Here is an 18,701-nt window from a genome sequence, read left to right on the forward strand (position 1 = left end):
CGGTCCTTGTCGATCGGTAGAGTGATAGTCACGATTCTTGACAGGCGGGAGGCTTGACTTGGTCAGCCGGGCGGAGCGGAACGCGACGGATCCCGACCTCGGGGTGCTGTCCGGTCGACTGCTGTTCGCCGTGCAGCAGGAGCTGTTCACCACGCTGTCCGCGCAAGGGTTCGACGACCTGAAGCCGCGGCACGGCGGTGTCCTGGCGTACCTCGATCCCGGCGGCGTCCGCGCGACCGAACTGTCCCGGCTCTCCGGGCTGCACAAACAGATCATCGGCACGCTGATCGACGAGCTCGAAGCCCTCGGGTACGTCGTCCGCGAGCCGGACCCGGCCGACCGGCGGGCCAAGCTCGTCTGCCCCACCCCGCGCGGGCTGAACCAGATGCGCGCCGCGGACAAGGTGATGGCGGCGATCCAGCGTCGGCACGCACGGCGGCTCGGGCAGCAGAACTACCAGCAGTTCAAGGTGATGTTCCGTGACATCGCCGAACACCAGCGCCAGGCGGTCACTCCGTCAGCTGACGGCACCTGACCTCCGGGCCCTTCAGCGGCGCACCAGCTTGCGGCCGAGGTCCTGCTGCAGGTGCACCTCGATGAACACCCGCAGGTAGGGATCCTTCGCCATCGACTCGAACCCGGCCGCCAGCTCGGGATCGGGAGCGTCGGTCAGCAGGACGATCCGCCACAGGTTGAGCGGGTCATCCTCGGGACCGGCGACGGAGTGTTCGACGTGGAAGAGCGGCTGTCCTGTGCCGGCGGTGAACACCCGTCCGTCCGGCGCCTCGAACCGCTCGGCGCCGACGAAGAACGCCTGCCGCTTCTCGTGGTCGAGCCGCACGTGCTCGATGACCAGCTCGTAACGGTCGGGGTCGGCCCACAGCCGCTGCTCGGAGATCCGGGTGAAGTCTTCGTAGTGACCGTGGCGCTCACTCGCGAACTTCTCGGCGCTGCCCGGCTTCACGACGGTCGGGATGTACTTGTCCGGCGCGGCAGCCTTGCGCGACTCCATGTCCCACAGCTGCGCACCGGTGTACGCGAACGGCGGCTGGACGTCGTACCGCTCCCGCAGTACTTCGTTGACACGGACCGGCGGGAGCTCGAGCTTGGTCGTCCGCGGATCGGCCCAGGCCTGCTCGAGAACCGTTTGGTGATCAATCTTGATAGTCATGATTCATGACTATACGCTGACCGGCATGGATCTTGACCGAGGAGTACAGATGCACGAGCTGCGGTTCGGGGTCTCGCTGACGCCGACCACCGACGTCGAAGCCAACCGGGCGTTCGCGGTGGCGGCCGAGGACGGTGGTCTGGACCTGATCGGGATCCAGGACCACCCGTACGTCGCCGGCTTCCTCGACACCTTCGTCGTGGCCGGCGACGTTCTGGCGAACACCAGCCGGATCAGCGTCTTCCCCGACGTGGCCAACCTGCCGTTGCGTCCGCCGGCAGTGCTCGCCAAGACCGCCGCCGCGCTCGACATCATCTCCGGGGGCCGGTTCGAGCTCGCGCTGGGCGCCGGCGGCTACTGGGACGCGATCACCCGCATGGGCGTCCCGAAGCGCACCTCGCGGGAGGCCAACCTGGCCCTCCGGGAAGCGGTCACGATCCTGCGGTCGCTCTGGACTCCCGGTCCGCGCTCGGTTGACGTCGACGGCGAGTACTACCAGGTCTCGCACCTCCAGCCTGGCCCGATCCCGGCCCACCCGATCGAGATCTGGTCCGGCGCCCAGGGCCCGAAGGCCCTGCAACTCGCCGGCGAGATCGCCGACGGCTGGGCCGCCCCGATCCCGTCGTACCTCCCGTACGAGCAGTGGCCCGAAGCCAACCGCATCCTCGACGAAGCGGCCACGGCTGCCGGTCGCGACCCGTCCGCAGTACGCCGGATCGCGCAGGTCGTCGGCACCGTCACCGACGCGCCCGGGCAGATCGCAGTAGCGAACGGCGACGCCCCGGTCCGTGGCACGGCCGACCAGTGGGCCAACGTGCTCGCCGACCTCGGCAGCAAGCAGCCGTTCACCACGTTCGTGTTCTGGCCGGAGCAGCAGACCACCGAGCAGGTCACCGCGTTCGCGGAGGGCGTCGTACCCGAGGTTCGTCGTCACCTCGGGTGACGTACTGCGAGCTTATTCGCTGACGCCGCGGCTGAGGAAGACGGCGGCGATGAAGGTCCGGTACAGCTCCAGCGGATCGTCATTGCTGATGGCAACCACCTTCTCCTCCCGGCGCTCGACGTGCTTCAGCGACTCGGCGAGGTCCGCGAAGGCGCGGTGGTGGTACCGGACCGTCAGCTCGGTGGCGGGCGTCGGCAGCGGGCTGCCGTCGAGCCGTCCCAGCGCGCGGCGCGCACCCTCGTGGATCAGCTCGCGCGCCCGCTCCGGGTGGATCGAGAGCGCGGCGTTGTGCGAGATCGAGTCCTTCACGACCACCGACTCGGTGGCGTGACAGAACGGTTCCGCCTCGTCGATCGTCACCTGGTCGCCGGAGATGAGCACGACGGGTACGCCGTACGACAACGCGACCAGCGCGTTCACGCCGGCCTCGCCGGTGATCACGCCGTCGAGGCGGACCTCGGCGATCGCGCGGGGGTTGTAGGTGTGCGGGAGGACGGACCGCGACGAGCTCGCCGAGCCGTGGTAGGAGATGAAGAAGACGGCGTCGAACGACGCGTCCAGGCCCTCCATCATGTACATCGGCTTGTGCTTGCCGGACAGGTAGCTCGCCTGGCCGTGCAGCTCGTCCGGCCGCAGGTTCTGCATCGTCGAGTGCGAGTCGTTGACCAGGAACTCGGTGGCACCGGCCACGATCGCGCCGTCGATGGCGGCGTTCACCTCGGCCTGCAGCTGGCCGCGGTAGTACTCGTACTCCGGCCCCGGCCCGCGGCACTGGCTCCAGTCGACGACCCCCGCCGTACCCTCCATGTCGGTCGACAAGAACACCTTCATCCTGCGACTCCTCTGCTCGATTCCTGCGCGTTTCGGTTCGTGCACAGCTTCGCAGGTCTCGCTTCGGACACGGTCGTCAACTTTTCGGCCCTGGCCGCGATCCAAGCCGGTGACGAAGACCAGAGGGGGTCTTCGACCAGGGGAGGACGGTCCAGATGTTCCGAAAGACCGCAAGTCTGGCTTCGGCCGGCGCGCTCGCTTTGACGCTCGGCGCGGCCGCGGTTGCGCCGGCCCGGGCTGCGCAGTCCGCCGGCACCACCGAGTCGGCCACCAGCGCGACCTGCGCACTCCGGCTCGGCTCGGTGACCAGCACGGGGGCACACACCAGCAGGATGATCAACGCAACCGCACCCATCACCATCGGGGGCGTCCGCGGGACGGCCGGGGTGTTCCCGGCCGGCGCGGTGCAGCACACCAGCACCTTCTTCGGTACGCCGCTGGGCAGCGAGGAGTCCCGGTCCGGACTGGTGGTGACCGGCGGGACGCTGTTCTCGAGGTCGTACGTCGTCGACGGTCAGGTGCAGGTCGACCCGAAGTACCCGAACAACACGCTCCGCGTCGGTGGCGGCTGGGCCGGCTACCGGTGGATCGAGCAGTCGATCAAGCCGGCCAGTGCGGGTTCGCCGGCACGGACGCTGCTGTACGGGCAGGAGACCAACGGGCTGCTGCGGCGCTGGGAGTCCAACGGGTCCGGCTGGCGCTCGACGGGTGGCGTCGGTGGGTTCAGCCAGGTGAAGTCGATGACGCTGATCAGCCGGGGCGCGGGGTACGAAACGTTCCTCGCCAACACCCGGACCGGGATGCTCGAGACGATCACCTGGCCGACCGGCTACCTGGCCGTCCCGAAGCACGCTCTGGTGCGTGGTGACACGTGGCAGGGCTTCGAGCAGCTGATCGCCACCAGCTGCGGCGCGAACGGCACCTTGCTGCTCGGCATCGACCGCGACACCAAGTCCGGGTACCTCTACGCGGTCGGCCACGCGGCCAACGCGAAGACGGTGATCCGGAGCCTCGGCAAGGTCCCGATGACCTTCTCCGACCCGCAGTACTTCCGCTGGGCCCCCAAGAACGACACTCTCAACGGCGCCTGACCTCACCAGCCGCCACCCGCGCCTCGCTCGGCAACTGCCGAGCGGGCGCGGTCACGTCCGAGGTCAGCTCTGACTCACGACCTCGCCCAGGAGCGCGGCTTCGGCCGTGCGGCGGCCGGTTTCTACTGCTGCTTGGAGTGGGATCGGGCGGCGTTCGGTGCGGGTGATGGTGACGTTGCCGGCCGGGGGTCGGATGACGAGCGCGGCTGGGTGTTCAGCCAGCAGCCGCTCCTCCTCGGCGCGGATCTCGACCCGCCGCAGCCACGGATCGAGCGCGCCGGGTCGTGCCGCAGGAACCACCGCGTCGTCACCAACCGCTCGGCCCGCGACGGCGCCGCCGGCACCTCGTCCATCCGGCGAGTCCGAAGCGGCACGACGTGCGTCGCACCCTGCGCCAGCGCCGTACGGATCGGCGTACCTTCACTCACCCCTGCATCGACGTACCGCCGACCGTCGATCTCCACCGGCTCGCCCGCCAGCAACGGCATCGCCGCCGACGCCCGCAACGCCGCCTGCAGACTCGCCTGATCATGGATGTGCGGATGCAGATCGACGCCCTTCCCGGTCAGAGCGTCCGTGGCCACCGGATGGATCGAGACCGGATTCTCCAGCACCTCCTGGAACCCCATCGGCATGATCTCGGTATACACGGTGTGACGTTCTCGTTCACGTGAAGAACGTACAAGACTTGGCGCGGTTGCACAGCTGATCATCAGAGGTATCTCCCCAGGCGTTTGCCTCTGACAACGATCAGGAATCACATGTCCGACCAGTCCGCCGACGGCGCCACGCCGTACGTCTATCTCCTGCTCACGATGATGCTGTTCGGTACGGCGTTCACCAGCTCGAAGGTCGTCGTCGCCGAGCTCCCCCACCAGGTCGCCGCCGCTCTGCGCTTCGGGGGCGCGGCCGTCGCGCTGATCCTGTTCCTGCTGATCCGGTCCCGGGGTTCCTGGACGTTCGTACGACGTGAAGTGGTAGTCGCGGGTGGTGCCGGCCTGGTCGGCGTGTTCGCGTACAACCTGTTCTTCTTTTGGGCCATCGCCCACGCGCCGGCCATCGACGGCAGCCTCATCGTCCCCGTGCTCAGCCCGGTCCTGACCACGGTCGCCATGCTCGTCGCCGGCCGCGACAAGGCCACCAGCCGCCGGATTGCCGGACTCACGATCGGCGTCGTCGGCGCGGCCGTCTTCTTCCTCGGTATCGGCGGCGGCGGTGAGGTGAGCGGCGCCCGCCTCGCCGGTGACTTCGTCTACCTGGGCGCTGCCGCGTGCTGGGCGGCGTACAGCATCATGTCGAAGAAGATCCTCGCCGGCATGGACCCGCTCCGCGCCACCACCTACGCGACCACCGCCGGCGCGCTGGCCCTCGCGATCACCGCGATCCCGTCCGTCCAATCGACACACTGGGACGCCGTCAGCAGCACGACCTGGGCGAACGTCAGCTTCCTCGCGATCGGCCCGACCGCCATCGCCTACCTCTTCTACTTCCGCGGCCTGCGCGCGGTCAGCCCGGTCACCGCCACCATCACGATGTTCACCGTCCCGGTCTTCGGCAGCATCTCCTCGATCGTCTTCCTGCACGAATCCTTCACACCGCTCCAGCTCACCGGCGCCGTGATCACCACCGCAGGCGCCCTCCTGGCCGTCGTCGTCGCTCCCACCCGCCGCGGTAAAGCGGGCCCGCGAGGACGCACGCCGATTCTCTCAACTCGGTGAGATCCGCCTCGCGGCGTGGCATGCTTCGGGGGTGAGTTCTGGAAGCGACCAGGCGACGGTCGAGGACCAGGGAACGCAGCGGCCACCGAGGCGGTCCCCCGACCTGCACCCGCGGCGCATCGCGGCCTGGCTACGGCGGCGCGACCAAGGCTTCGCTGCAACCAGGCGAGCCGCCCGCACGGCGCTCGTCATGCCGTCACTCTTCGCGATCTGCGCGGGCGTCTTCCACGCGCCCGTCGTTGCGACCTTCGCCGCGTTCGGCTCGTTCGCGATGCTGCTGCTCGTCGACTTCACCGGCAGTACCGTCCAGCGACTCCGCGCCCACCTTGCGCTCGCGGTCGCCTGGCTGGTCCTCGTCTCGCTCGGTACGCTCGCCGGTCAGTCGGTCTGGACAGCTGTCGCGGCGACCGTCGTCGTCGCGTTCGTGATCCTGTTCGCCGGCGTCGTCAGCTCGGTCCTCGCCGGCGCCAGTACGTCGCTTCTCCTGGCCTTCATCCTCTCGGTTTCGACGCCCGCGCCGGTCTCGGCCATTCCCCAGCGCCTCGCCGGCGTCGGCATCGCGGCGATCGTCGCCATGCTGGCCGTCTGGCTCCTCTGGCCGCGGGCTTCCACCGATCCGCTCATCGCGCCGGCCGCCAAGGTCTGTCGAGCCGCGGCGCTCCAACTCCGCCTCGACGCCGAGCACTTCGCCGCCACCACGGGCGGTCCGACCGTCACCACCTGTCGTCTGCACGCGAACGACACCGCGGCCGCGACCGACGCCCTCCGCAGTACCTTCACGGCCACGCCGTACCGCCCGACCGGGCTCTCCACCGAGTCCCGTTCGCTCGTGCGGCTGGTCGACGAACTCACCTGGCTGAGCACGATCCTGGCCGGATCCGGACCGACGGCCGAAATGGAACACCTCAGGGACCCGGATTCGTCCGCCGTCCGATTTGCCGCCGCGACACTCCTGGAGCTCTGCGCCGACGCTCTGGAGAACCCGCGGTTGAGCCTCGACCAGCTCCAGGCCGCGGCGACGGAGCTCCGGACGTCCGTGTCGACGCTCGAAGAGAGTGCGGTGGCGCGGCTCCCACCGCTGGATGCGACGGATCCTGATCTGCACCAGTTCTTCGGCCGCCTGAACGTTTCGTTCCGGGCCCAGGAGATCGCGTTCGGTGCGCTCCTGATCGCCCAGAACATCGGAGCGTTCCGGATGGCCGGCCAACGCAGCTGGCCGGATCGCCTCCTCGGCCGGGAACCCGGATCGCTGACCAAACCGCTGTCCAGCGCCGTCGAGCGCGCCACCGCTCACCTCGAACCGCACTCGGTCTGGCTGCACAACAGCATCCGCGGTGCCATCGGTCTCGCAATCGCCGTCGGCCTGGCCGATCTCACCGGCGTCGAGCACTCGTTCTGGGTCGTTCTCGGAGCTCTGTCGGTCCTGCGTTCCAACGCGCTCAACACCGGGCAGAACGCGTTCCGGGCGCTCGGCGGCACGGTCGCCGGCTCGATCGTCGGCGCCCTCCTGCTCCAGCTGATCGGTCACAACACCACGCTGCTCTGGGTCCTGTTGCCGATCGCGGTCCTGATCGCCGGGATCGTTCCGGCCGCGATCTCGTTCGCGACCGGCCAGGCCGCGTTCACGGTGACGCTGGTGATCCTGTTCAACATCGCGCAGCCCGAGGGCTGGTCGCTGATCCTGTTCCGGATCGAGGACATCGCGCTCGGGTGCGCCGTCAGCCTGCTCGTCGGCCTGTTCTTCTGGCCGCGCGGTGCGTCGTCAGCGATCGACAAGGCCCTCGCGGAGGCGTACGCCGACAGCGCGCAATACCTGCTGAACGCGGTCGACTACGCCGTTTCCTGCTGCGCACCCGGGATCCCGATCAGTCCACAGAACGGTCGCCGGGCGGCCGCGGCGGCTCGCCGGCTGGACGATGCGTTCAGAACGTACCTGGCCGAGCGGGGCGCGAAGTCGGTTCCGCTCAGCGAGATGACCACGCTCGTCACCGGCGTCGTCGCGGTGCGCATCGCGGCCGACGCCGTACTCGAGTTGTGGGAGCAGTTCACCGACGATCAGCTCCCGCTCAACGACCGCGCAGCGGCTCACAGTCAGCTTGTCGCGCTGGCCGAACGCGTGCGCCAGTGGTACGCGACGCTCGCCGGCTCGTTCGAGCAGCACAGTCAGGCGCCCGATCCGCTCACGCCCGATCACACGATCAAGGCGCAGCTGATCGAGGCCGTACGCCGCGACCTCCACGACTCCGCCGGCCGCGCGACCCCGACCGCCATCCGCATCCTCTGGACCAGCGATCACCTCGAGGTACTCCGCCGCCTCCAACCGACCCTCGCCACCGCCGCCCGCCGCACCCGCGCCGGCGCCCCGTCTGCCTCGTAGGCCCGCCCGTCCCCTAGTGGGTGAGGATCGCGAGCAGCTTGTCCGGCGCTTCGAGCATGACGTTGTGTGCCGTCGGCAGCTCATGGACCTCCCACGCCGGGTCGACGCGCAGCCGTTCGTACTGGCCCCGGAATGGCGTCTCCTCCCACGCCGACGCGTAGATCAGTGTGCGCCGCTCGACCCGATCGAGGCCGTCTCCCAGCTCCAGCCGCTGGAGGAACGACGCGACTGGATGCGGCCTGGTCCGCGGGTCCGCGCCGACGCGCGGAGCGACTGTCCGTCCGTCGGCTTCGGCTCCGGCGATGATCCGCTGCCGGTACTGGTCGTTCGCCAGCGCCCACCACGAGTCGCCGTCGGCAGGCACGAACGCATCGCAGAAGACCAGCCGCTCGATCGTCCGCGCCGACCTGTCGGCAGCCCCCGCGACGACGAACCCCGCGTAGCTGTGACCGCACAACGTGATCGGGCCGGGTCCGCACTCTTCCAGCGCCGCCAATGCCCGATCGATATGGGTGTCCAGGTTCGCGGTCGCGCTGCCCGGTGCCGGCTCCTCCTCCAGACCGTCCAAGGTCACCGCCACCGCCTGGTGCCCACGAGCACGCAGGCCCTCGGCGATCTCGTCCCACACCCACCCGCCATGCCAGCCGCCCGGCAGCAACACGTAAGTCATCGTCATGCGCACCACTGTCACCGAGGCGTCCGGTGACTGGCTACCGATAGAATGCCAACTTATGCCCGCTCGCCGCCAAGCTCCGCGCTCCGCTGAGCTGTTTCCGACCGGTGGCGTGCACCTCTGGCCGTCCGGTGGGACGAGTACGACGTACGTCCACGACCGCGGCCATCTCGTGTACGCCGCTCGCGGGGTGCTCTCGGTGCACACCGAGAGCGGGATCTCGATGATCCCGGCCAACCGGGTCGGCTGGACGCCTGCCGGTTTCTCGCACTACCACCGCGCCCACGGGAACACGGACATGCGGATCCTGTTCCTCCCCGCGTCGCTCTCCCGGCTGATGCCCACGCATCCCGCTGTTCTCACCGCCAGTGGTCTGGCCCGCGAGGCGTTCCTCACGCTGACCACGAATCGCCGGCAGACCGCGGCGATGAATCGCGTCCGCCGCGTCCTCGTCGACGAGCTGCACGACGCTCCCGAGCAACCGCTGCATCTGCCGGAGCCGAGCGACGACCGGCTGCAGGCCATCGCCCGGCTGCTCCACGAGAACCCGGCGGACAACGCCACCCTCGCCCAGCTCGCCCGGCAGTCCGGTGCGAGTGCTCGCACCCTCAGCCGCCTGTTCCACGACGAGCTGGGCATGACCTTCTACGAGTGGCGCACGCAGCTCCGGATCTACCACGCGCTGGTACTACTCGCCGCCGGCCACGACGCGACCCGGGTCGCGAACGCCTGCGGCTGGGCCAACCCCAGCCACTTCATCACCGCGTTCACGAACCTGATCGGCACCACCCCGGGCCGCTACCGGGCCGGCTACGGGTAACTCACGGGTAACTCACCACGTACCGCTGCTGGTTGGCGGCGTTCGCCGTACCGCCGGTGTTGTTGATGACGTTCGAGATCGTGCCCACGCCGCCGAGCGAAACCGAGACGAGGTCGTGGAAACGCACGCCGGCCGTGTCCGGGACCTCGAACGAGCGCGACGCCACGATCGAGGTGTTCGGGCTGAAGAAGCAGTAGCTGCCGACGCCCCACGCCTCGTGGCTAGTCACGGAGTTCGCGACCTTGTACGCCGCCCAGCCCTGGGTCCCGCCGCCGCTCGACCACGATCCCTGGTCGGGAACGTCGTACGGGAACTCGTTCTGGAAGAAGTACGTGCGGCCGCCGTTGCCGTTCCAGAGCACCTCGTACTGCTGGTAGTGCTCGACGAACAACCCGTACATCGTCACGTTGTTGCCGTTGACCACCAGACCGTTGGCGGCGGTGTTCACGTTCCACCCGACACCGTCGCCGTGGTCACCACGCCACAGCCAGAGGTGGTCACCGATCACGTCGTTGCTGTTCACCTGCAGGCTGACGGTCGCCTTGCCGACGTGCGCGCCGCCGACCCGGACGTAGACGTCGTGCAGCGAGGTCGGGTTCGCCGCGTGGCTGGTCGTCGATCCCGGCGTACCGACCTGGATCAAGACCGGCGAGTTGATCGCGCCGGCGTCGACCAGCAGACCGGCGAGCTTCACGCCGTCGACGTCGGCCACGGTGATCGCGGCCTGTCCGTTGTCCGGGATCAGGGTCGCCAGACCGAGTCCGAGTACGACGGTGTTCGGCTTGGTCACGCGGATCGTGTCGCTCAGGTGGTAGACACCGGGCGTGAACAGCAGGTGCTTGCCCTGGTCGAGCGCCGCGTTGATGGTCTCGATCGGGGAGCTCGGTTTGACCAGGTAGAAGTCCGCGAGGCTGATCGAGGATCCGGCGGCGGCGCCGTGCGACCAGCTGGTTCCGGACGAGTTGCTCCGGAGCGCGGGGACGAAGACGTTGTACTTGCCGGCGGCATCGACGTACAGGAACGGCTTCTCCCGGACCTTCGGGGTCTGGGCGACGACCGTGTGCGAGGGGTTCGGGAAGTGCTGCGGCGGCGCGCCGGTGGTTCCGGTGAACACCATGTTCCAGACCGAACCGTTCCACCCGCCGAACTCCGAGTTGCGGGAGAACCACTGCTGCTGCGATCCGGAAACGACCGTGTTGTCGATCTTGGTGTCCGCGAAGAGCCCGCCGCTGGCCCAGCCGTCGCCGCCGTTCCAGAGCTGGATCTCCGGAGCGCCCTTGAGGTGCATCCGGCGGTACGACGCCGCCTGCGACACGGCCCACCGCTCGATCTGGCCGGCCGGAGGGGTGACCGCGAGGTTCTCGGCGGCACGCCAGAAGTTCTGGGTCGCGTTGCCCTTGTTGTTCGGGTTGTCGCCCTGCTGGAGCCAGTCGGCCTCGACCCGGACGTGGCCGTTGAGGTTGACGTCGTCCGGGGAGAGTCCGAGGCCGGCGGCCTGGGTGTAGAAGCCGAGGTTCACGTCGGCCGTGTAGGTGCCGGGCTTCCACAGCACGGCGTACCGCTGGGTGCCGAACTGGTTGGTATGCATCTCCGCGGCGATCTGGTTCAGGCGGTTCTGCATGTCGGCCTGCGGCGTGCTCGGGGTGAACACCGAGACGTTCGGGCCGAAGTCGGGGTCGGCCGGGTCCGTGGGCGGGACCACCGGACCGGTGCCGCCGTCCGAGGTGCGCACCGAGACCTCCCAGAGCGAGTAACCGTAGCCGGTGCCCCGCTGCGTGCCGGTGATCCGGAGGTACCGGCCGCTGCCGGAAACGTCGAGATTCTGCGTCCCGCCGGTACCGGTGGTGGTCGAGTAGAGCGGCCGCCAGTCGGTCGCATTGTCGGAGAGCTCGATCCGGAACGCCTTCCCGTACGCCGCTTCCCAGGTCAGGCCGACCTGGCAGACGGAAACGCTCGCGCCGAGGTCGACCTGCCACCACTGCGGATCGGAGAACGCGCTCCCCCAGCGTGTTCCCGGGTTCCCGTCCACTGCCGCGGACGCCGGCAGACCGGCGTTCTCGACCGACGACGCGGTGGCGGGGCGGTTCACCGCGACGTTCGCCGACCCACAGGCCGCGACGGCCGTAGTGGCAGCCGCAGCGCCCCCCGCACCGATACCACCCGAGACCAGCAGGAGCACAACGAAGTACCGCAACATCTTCCAGGACATGGGCGAGACCAATCAGTAGGGGCGGGTGCTGAGAGAGCGCTCTCCCTGCAGGGTGATCGCGCTCTCATGGCAAGTCAACCCGCTGCCGCTTCCGGAACTTCTAGGCGGACTCGCGGACGACCAGTTCGGGTTCGAAGATGACCGACGTCAGCTCGCCGGTGGGCGTGCTGATCCGGTCCAGCAGGATCGCGGCCATCCGCGCGGCCATTTCCTCGACCGGCTGGGCCACAGTCGTCAACCGCGGTCGTGAGAGCCGGGCAGGCTCGCTGTCGTCAAAGCCCACCAGCGCAACGTCATCGGGCACTGCCCGGCCGTGTTCGTGCAGCACCCGAAGGGCGCCGACAGCCATCAGATCGTTCGCCGCGAAGACGCCGTCCAGGTCCGGGGCCGCATCCAGCAGCTGCTGCATGGCGTGCTCGCCGCTCTCGGTGGTGAAGTTGCCGCGAGCAACTTCCACGTAGGGGACGCCGCGACGTTCCATCGCGCGCTGGAAGCCCGCCAGGCGGTCGGTCGCCGCCGGCAGGTCGGCCGGACCGGCAATGGTTGCCACCCGCCGGCAGCCGCGATCGGCGAGGTGCCGGGCCGCCAGCGCGGCACCGGCCTCGTGGTCGAGGTCGACGAAGCTGATCGGCACCGGGACACCCGGCCGGGCGAAGAGCACGGCCGGGATCCCGGCATCGACGAACAACCGCGGCAACGGGTCGTCGGAGTGCGTCGAGACCAGCAACGCGCCGTCGGCGTTCCCGCGGCGGACGAAGTCGAGCGCCACCTGGCGGGCGGCGTCGGAGTCCGCGAGCAGCAACGTCGGGTGTACCGACTCCGCGCGTAGGTGCTGCAGGACTCCCCCGGTGATCCGCCCGAAGAACGGATCCCGGAAGAGCTGGTCCGCGGACCCGTCCGAGCCGGAGATCACCAGCGCGACCGTCCCGGTTCGGCGGTTGACCAGTGAGCGGGCCGCCGCGTTCGGGACGTAGCCGGTGGTTTCTATCGCTGCTGCCACGGTGGCGCGGAGCTGTGGATCGACGGTGGACTTCCCGTTGACGACCCGAGACACGGTCGCGCGTGACACCCCCGCCGCTCTGGCGACGTCTTCCAGAGTAGGAGTTCGGGATCGCAGCTCGGACAACGGAAGACCTTTCAGCGTTTGTAGATTCCGAATTCGTACAGGGAGTAGCCGTAGCCGGTGCCGCGTTGGGTGCCGGTCAGGCGGACGTAGCGGCCCGAGCCACCCGTGACATCATCCACGTCGCCGTTTCCATCAGTGGTCGCGTAGATCTGTCGCCAGTTGCTGCCGTCATCGGAGACCTCGACGCGATAGGCGCGGGCGTAGGCCGACTCCCAGATCAGCTGGATGCGATCGAAGGCGGTGACCTGGCCGAGGTCGACCTGGATCCACTGCGGGTCCGACCAATCGCTCGCCCACCGGGTCGTCGGGTTGCCGTCGGTCACGTTCGAGGGTGGGTACGGCGCTCCGTTGCCGACCTGCTGGTACGACGACGCTGTCACAGGCTTGCCGCGCGCGACGTTCGTACCCTCGACCGGCGGCGCGACCACGCGGAAGGACCGCGTCTCGATCGACACGTTCCCGTGCCCGTCGCGGACGTAGTCGTACAGCTTCCACACGCCCAGCCGCTGCGGCACGGTGACCGTGAACGGCCCGTTCCCGCTCGACGGTGTGGTGACCAGCGCCCCGCTCCCGTCGACGTACTTCCCGCCGACCTTGAACTCGTGCGACAGCGCGTCCCCGTTCGGGTCGCTGACCGCGACGTTCACCGAGATCGTGCCGCCGGCCGGAACGTCCGTGGTCCGGCTCAGCGTCATCCCGGAGATCACCGGCGGCGTGTTGCCCCCGGACGGACCGCCGTACGCCTGCCGGATCGCGTACCACGCGAGGCTCTTCTCGTTGCCGGGCGTGATGTTGAACCAGACCGCGCCGAAGTCGTTCTCGGACCCGTAGTGGAACAGCGTCGCGCCGAGCGCGACCCCGGTGTGGCTCATCAGGCAGTTCCACGCATTCGTGTAGCCGTCGCGTTTCTGGACGTCGGTCGGCTGGTTGGGTACGCCGTTCGCGTCGTTCGGGACCTCCCACTCGCCGGCCGGTCCGCCTTCGGTGAGGATGTACGGCTTGGTGTAGTGCCCGTTGATCCAGTCCTGCTTGACCTGGCACACGCTGCCGTAGGAGTTCACCGCGAGCAGGTCGAGATCCGGTGCGTACTGCGCGAAGTACGGCCAGGCACCCGTCCACGCGTCGGTCGAGGTGACCGGATGGTTCGGGTCGATGGCGTGGATCGCCTTCGCCGCGTCGTTCACGAACGTCGCGTACGCGATCCGCTGCTGCTCGAGCTCGGCGCCGGAGAAACAGTTCTGCATACCGAGCACGGACTCGTTGCCGACGTCCCAGATCAGCACGCCCTGGTTGTCCTTGTACTCCGTGGTCCAGCGGCGGATCTCGCCGAGCATCGTGGTCTTGTAGTTCGTGTCGGTGACGTAGTTGACGCAACCGCCGCTACCGGGACCTCCACCAGGCTGGAGCCAGTAGCCCGCCACGACCCGCATCCCGTTCGCCGCCGCGGCGTCGAATAGCGGCTTGGAGCTCGCGTCGGTTCCCCAGGTGCGGACGGTGTTCACGCCGATCGACTTCAGTTCGGGCAGCCGTTGCGCGGCTTCCGTTGCCGGCGGCCCCCAGGTTAGACCCTTCACGACCCAGGGCGCGTTGTTCACCAGGAGCTGCCAGTTTCCTTGACTCCCGGCAACGCGGACCGTGCCGTTTCCTTGCGGCGGGCCGCCGTCTCCCGCGGTCCCGTACACCTGGAACTCCCAGAGCGAGTAACCGTACCCGCCGACGCGCTGCGTTCCGTAGAAGCGCACATACCGGCCGGATCCGTTCACTGCAAGGGTTTCGGTGCCACCGTGCCCGGTGGTGGTGCTGTAGAGCTGGTTCCACTGCTGGCCGTCGGCCGACACCTCGATCCGGTAGCCGGTCGCGTACGCCGCTTCCCAGCGCAGCACGACCTGGTCGACGGTCGCCGTCGTCCCCAGGTCGACCTGCAGCCACTGCGGGTCCTCGAACTTGCTCGACCACCGGGTGCCGAGATCACCGTCGACGGCGGCGATGGCCGGCGTACCAGCACCCTCGGCGGACGACGCGGTCACCGGTTTGCCTTGGGACAGCAAGGTCCCGGTCGCCGCGGCAGCCGCCGGTGTGGGTGGTGCGAGCAGGCCAAGGCTGCCCAGCAGTAACAGACCTGCCGTGGCCACAGCCGTGAACGAGAAGAGCTTCATCGGGGCGGACTCCTTCGGGGAGAGAGATGAGAGAGCGCTCTCTCGCCGCCCCGATAGTCCCCACCCGCCGGAGCGTTGTCAATGCCTCGCGCACGCTCAGGAGGTTCCGGAACCGGCAGAGGGTTGACACCGTTCCGGGGCCGGATCATGGTTTCTCAGAGAGCGCTCTCCCGCGATGTCCAACCGCGGGCTGCCCGATCCACCGCCCCCGCGGAATCTCTTCGACCGGAGGAGTTCCGTGTCCACGATGTCATTCAGCATGTTCACCAGAAAGAAGAGAGTCCTGCTCGCCGGCACCACCGCCGCAGGTATCGTCACGGCCCTACTGACCGGGCCGGCCGGTTCGTCCGCGCACGCCGACGACCTGGTCACGCACCACGAGTTCCAGGTCAACTGCACCGTCCACCACCGCGCACCCGACGACCCGATCGTGTTCCCGAACCTGCCGGGCGCCTCCCACGAGCACAGCTTCGTCGGCAACACCACGACGAACGCCGCCACGACGCTCGCCAGCCTGAACGCGGCCGGCGCCTACTCGACCACCTGCCTGAACCCCGACGACCTGTCCGCCTACTGGTGGCCGACGATGTTCCGCGGCGACCAGCCGGTGATCCAGACCTGGGCGCAGGTCATCTACTACAAGTCCGGGATCCTGAACTACCAGGACGTGCGGCCGTTCCCGCCCGGTCTCCGGTTCGTGGTCGGCAGCCCGGCCGCGACGCAGGACGCGTTCCGCACGGCTCCCGGTGCCGTCGAAGGCTGGGAATGTGGAGACAGCTTCCACAACTGGGATTTCCCGGCGAACTGCCCGGCCGGAACGCAGCTGAACATCCGCTACCAGGCACCGAGCTGCTGGAACGGGCATGATCTCGACAGCGCCGACCACAAGAGCCACATGGCGTACCCGGTGAACGGCGTCTGCCCGGCGTCGCACCCGAACCCGGTCCCGATGCTCGAGTTCAAGATCGCGTTTCCCGCCGACGGTGACATGACCGGAATCCACCTGGCGAGCGGGCGCGGGTACTCCTGGCACTACGACTTCTTCAACGCCTGGGATCCGCCGACGCTGGCTGCCCTGGTGAGCCACTGCATCAACGGCGGACTCCAGTGCAACTCGAAGGGGTTCGACCTCTACAAACCCGACCGCGGCCAGGTCCTGGGCGACAACTACCGCCTCCCCGGACGGCCCTGACCCATTCCCCCTGCGGTGCCGGGCCCGGGCAGATCCCGGCACCGCAGGCTCACTCCCGGGAAGCCCCATGCCGAAGTCGTTCCTCGCCGCTGGCCTGCTCGTCGCAGCGCTGACCGCGTGCGGCTCGCAAGTAGCCGCTCAGCAAACCCCACCCAGCACACCACCCGGCATCCAGGCCGCCTTCAACCCCACCGACGCCGCCTGGCTCGAGCTGATGATCCCGATGGACGAACAGTTCCTCCAGATCCTCGCCCTGGCTCCCACCCACTCGGCGAACCCCGCCGTACGCCGCTTGGCCGCATCCCTCACCGCCGCCCACCAGGCCGAGCTGACCCAACTCAAGGCCATCCGCACCGAAGCCGGGCTCCCGACGACCAATCCGCACGAAGGCCACGACATGCCAGGCATGATGACCGCCGACGATCTCCTTGCCCTGAGCAACCTCCACGGCGCCGCCTTCGACCGTACGTTCGAGACGGAGGCGAAGGATCATCTCGCGCAGTCCGCGCTGGTCACTCGCAGCGTCCTCGCCGCCGGCCAGGCACCGGCGGTCAAACACGTCGCCGCCCAGATCCAGCAGGCGCGCACTGAGCAAACCACCAGCTTGACGACGCTCAGGCAGGGGTGAAGCGTTGCTCCAAGGTGTCGAAGAGGGCTTCCAGCTGGCGGTAGGTTTCGGAGCTGTAGGCGCCGATGCTGCGTTCGGTGATCAAGGCGTCCCGCATGGCGTCGAGGTAGCGGCGGGTGATGACGAACATCTGATCGCGGTTGTCCGGTCGGGCATCGCGGGCCTGCTGGCTGCCGGAGACCAGGCCGGGGACGATGCGGTCCTTCAGGGTCCTCACCACCTCGGGGTCGAGTGGTGCGCCGTCGACAGTCTGTTCTTCCAGCGGGCCGAGGGCGTCGATGGCGGCCGCGCCAACGCGGCGCATCAGGGCGTGGACGGAGTCGCGTTTGTCCTCGGCGCTCTCGGCCTCGAACTTCATCCGCGCGATCACCATCGGCAACGTGAGCCCGAACAGGACCAGCGTGATGAGCGCGACCAGGAACGCCGCGAGTACGACGGTGGCCACGTGCGGGGTGTCTCCTGGGATGGTCTGCACCGCGGCGACCGTGACGACGCCGCGCATCCCGGCCCAGCCGAGGACCAGGAAATCGCGGGCGGTGATCGGTTCCCGCTCCTCGAAGTCCACGTCGGCCTGACTTCGGGCCAGTCGCTTGCGCGCCCAGGCCAGCCGGTTCTCCTCGCGTTCACCGGACGGTGACATCGAGTCGAGCCGTCCCGAGGCCGCGTCCAGTCTGGCCCGCAGTTGATCGGCCCGGTCCAACGGTCCGAACCGGCCCACGAGCGCGGGCCAGAGCAGGCCGAGGAACCGCAGTACGACGAGCAGCGCGACCACGATCAGCACGAGGCCCGTGATCTCACCGATGGTCGTTTCCGCGCGGGCCGCGTCCACCAACTCCGGGAGCTGGTAGCCCATGGCAAGGAAGACGGCGCTCTCCAGGATGAAGCTGATCGTCGTCCAGGTGGTGGCCTGTGTCGCGCGGTCCCGGGCCGAGAACCGTTTCCCGCCGAGAGAACCGGTGACCAGGCCGGCCAGCACGACGGCGAGAACGCCGGACGCGTGGACCTCCTCGGCCGGGAAGTAGGCGAGAAACGGGATCGCGAACGAGATCGTCGTGTTGAGGACCGGATCATCCAGGCGTTGCCGGAGAAGTACGGTCAGCCAGCCCACTGCGCCACCGATCAGCACGGCGCCGACGACGGCCCAGGCGAAGTCGAGCAACGTGTGGCCCAGGTGGAACCCGGCGGTTGTCGCGGCGATGGCGGCGATCGCCGTCCGCAGCACGACCAGCGCCGACGCGTCATTGACCAGACTCTCTCCCTCGAGCACAGTCATCACGCGGGGCGGCAGGCCGACCCGGTGCCCGATCGCCGTCGCCGCCACGGCGTCCGTTGGGCTCACCACCGCACCCAGCGCGGTCGCCAACGCGAACGAGATGCTCGGGAACAGCGCGTGCACCACCGCCCCGATCGCCAGCGCCGACACGATCACCATCACGATCGACAACCACGAGATCAGCGACAGGTTCCGCCGTACGTCGAGCACCGGGAGCTGCACCGCCGACGAGTACAGCAGCGGCGGGAGCACGCCGGCCAGGATCAGCTCCGGCGCGATGTGGATCTCCGGCGTGCTCGGCAGATAACTGGCCCCGATCCCGAGCGCCACCAGCAGCAACGGCGCCGCGACCCCGGTCCGGCGAGCGAACACGGAGGCCGTGATCATGATCGCGAGCCCAGCCCCGGCCACAAGAACAAACTGATGGTCCACGCCCACGGAGTCTAGGAGGGCGTCCCCGCCCGGACCCGCACCCCGCAGGCGCGTCGCCTCC

General features: G+C 68.8%; 16 protein-coding genes. 8 read left to right on the plus strand and 8 right to left on the minus strand.

Annotated elements, in window-relative coordinates; all coding sequences use genetic code 11:
* Window positions 1-58 precede the first annotated feature (58 nt).
* Window positions 59-535: a MarR family transcriptional regulator gene (locus tag AB0E69_RS08420; RefSeq protein WP_360141679.1), complete on the plus strand. Its 477-nt coding sequence runs from the start codon at window positions 59-61 to the stop codon at window positions 533-535.
* Window positions 536-547: 12 nt separating this feature from the next.
* On the opposite strand, the gene AB0E69_RS08425 is transcribed toward AB0E69_RS08420, so the two are convergent.
* Window positions 548-1,171 (minus strand): hypothetical protein, encoded by a 624-nt coding sequence (locus AB0E69_RS08425; RefSeq protein ID WP_360141681.1) that lies wholly within the window; start codon window positions 1,169-1,171, stop codon window positions 548-550.
* A 25-nt stretch (window positions 1,172-1,196) separates the two neighbouring features.
* Between AB0E69_RS08425 and AB0E69_RS08430 the strand changes: the two genes are divergently transcribed.
* A complete protein-coding gene (locus AB0E69_RS08430) occupies window positions 1,197-2,114 on the plus strand; it encodes an LLM class flavin-dependent oxidoreductase (protein WP_360141683.1) in 918 nt (305 codons plus the stop codon).
* A 12-nt stretch (window positions 2,115-2,126) separates the two neighbouring features.
* Here AB0E69_RS08430 and AB0E69_RS08435 read toward each other — a convergent pair whose 3' ends face one another.
* On the minus strand, window positions 2,127-2,945 hold the full coding sequence (locus tag AB0E69_RS08435; RefSeq protein ID WP_360141685.1) for a M55 family metallopeptidase: 819 nt from the start codon (window positions 2,943-2,945) through the stop codon (window positions 2,127-2,129).
* A gap of 155 nt (window positions 2,946-3,100) precedes the next feature.
* Here AB0E69_RS08435 and AB0E69_RS08440 point away from each other — a divergent pair, with 155 nt between their 5' ends.
* Window positions 3,101-4,036: a hypothetical protein gene (locus AB0E69_RS08440; protein ID WP_360141687.1), complete on the plus strand. Its 936-nt coding sequence runs from the start codon at window positions 3,101-3,103 to the stop codon at window positions 4,034-4,036.
* 122 nt (window positions 4,037-4,158) lie between these two features.
* Here the strand turns inward: AB0E69_RS08440 and AB0E69_RS08445 are convergent, their stop codons facing one another.
* Entirely contained in the window at window positions 4,159-4,686 is a 528-nt protein-coding gene (locus tag AB0E69_RS08445) for a patatin-like phospholipase family protein (RefSeq protein ID WP_360141689.1), read from the minus strand.
* Between the two features lie 111 nt (window positions 4,687-4,797).
* Here AB0E69_RS08445 and AB0E69_RS08450 point away from each other — a divergent pair, with 111 nt between their 5' ends.
* Complete coding sequence (locus tag AB0E69_RS08450) at window positions 4,798-5,754, plus strand: DMT family transporter (RefSeq protein WP_360141691.1); 957 nt, start codon at window positions 4,798-4,800, stop codon at window positions 5,752-5,754.
* A gap of 31 nt (window positions 5,755-5,785) precedes the next feature.
* Window positions 5,786-8,131 (plus strand): FUSC family protein, encoded by a 2,346-nt coding sequence (locus AB0E69_RS08455; RefSeq protein ID WP_360141693.1) that lies wholly within the window; start codon window positions 5,786-5,788, stop codon window positions 8,129-8,131.
* Window positions 8,132-8,144: 13 nt separating this feature from the next.
* Here AB0E69_RS08455 and AB0E69_RS08460 read toward each other — a convergent pair whose 3' ends face one another.
* Complete coding sequence (locus tag AB0E69_RS08460; RefSeq protein ID WP_360141695.1) at window positions 8,145-8,807, minus strand: alpha/beta fold hydrolase; 663 nt, start codon at window positions 8,805-8,807, stop codon at window positions 8,145-8,147.
* Between the two features lie 55 nt (window positions 8,808-8,862).
* On the opposite strand from AB0E69_RS08460, the gene AB0E69_RS08465 reads away from it, so the two are divergent.
* A complete protein-coding gene (locus tag AB0E69_RS08465; RefSeq protein ID WP_360141697.1) occupies window positions 8,863-9,624 on the plus strand; it encodes a helix-turn-helix transcriptional regulator in 762 nt (253 codons plus the stop codon).
* Window position 9,625: 1 nt separating this feature from the next.
* Here the strand turns inward: AB0E69_RS08465 and AB0E69_RS08470 are convergent, their stop codons facing one another.
* The 3 genes from AB0E69_RS08470 to AB0E69_RS08480 all read right to left on the minus strand — a co-directional run bounded on the left by AB0E69_RS08470 (window position 9,626) and on the right by AB0E69_RS08480 (window position 15,115).
* On the minus strand, window positions 9,626-11,833 hold the full coding sequence (locus AB0E69_RS08470) for a discoidin domain-containing protein (RefSeq protein WP_360141699.1): 2,208 nt from the start codon (window positions 11,831-11,833) through the stop codon (window positions 9,626-9,628).
* Window positions 11,834-11,933: 100 nt separating this feature from the next.
* Window positions 11,934-12,959: a LacI family DNA-binding transcriptional regulator gene (locus AB0E69_RS08475; protein ID WP_360141701.1), complete on the minus strand. Its 1,026-nt coding sequence runs from the start codon at window positions 12,957-12,959 to the stop codon at window positions 11,934-11,936.
* Between the two features lie 11 nt (window positions 12,960-12,970).
* Window positions 12,971-15,115 carry a discoidin domain-containing protein gene (locus AB0E69_RS08480; protein WP_360141703.1) on the minus strand — a complete coding sequence of 715 codons (2,145 nt, stop codon included), beginning with the start codon at window positions 15,113-15,115 and terminating at the stop codon, window positions 12,971-12,973.
* 247 nt (window positions 15,116-15,362) lie between these two features.
* Between AB0E69_RS08480 and AB0E69_RS08485 the strand changes: the two genes are divergently transcribed.
* Both AB0E69_RS08485 and AB0E69_RS08490 read left to right on the plus strand, forming a co-directional pair.
* Window positions 15,363-16,307, plus strand: coding sequence for a DUF1996 domain-containing protein (locus tag AB0E69_RS08485; RefSeq protein ID WP_360143006.1), 945 nt, complete (start codon window positions 15,363-15,365; stop codon window positions 16,305-16,307).
* A gap of 67 nt (window positions 16,308-16,374) precedes the next feature.
* The gene (locus AB0E69_RS08490; RefSeq protein ID WP_360141705.1) at window positions 16,375-16,935 is read left to right on the plus strand and encodes a DUF305 domain-containing protein; all 561 of its coding nucleotides are present in this window, start codon (window positions 16,375-16,377) and stop codon (window positions 16,933-16,935) included.
* Here AB0E69_RS08490 and AB0E69_RS08495 read toward each other — a convergent pair.
* Window positions 16,922-18,640 (minus strand): sodium:proton antiporter, encoded by a 1,719-nt coding sequence (locus AB0E69_RS08495; protein ID WP_360141707.1) that lies wholly within the window; start codon window positions 18,638-18,640, stop codon window positions 16,922-16,924. The two genes, AB0E69_RS08490 and AB0E69_RS08495, sit on opposite strands and share 14 nt — an antisense overlap.
* Between the last annotated feature and the right edge of the window lie 61 nt (window positions 18,641-18,701).

The organism is Kribbella sp. NPDC026611 (genome assembly GCF_040638345.1).
In the GTDB taxonomy this organism is placed as follows: domain Bacteria; phylum Actinomycetota; class Actinomycetes; order Propionibacteriales; family Kribbellaceae; genus Kribbella.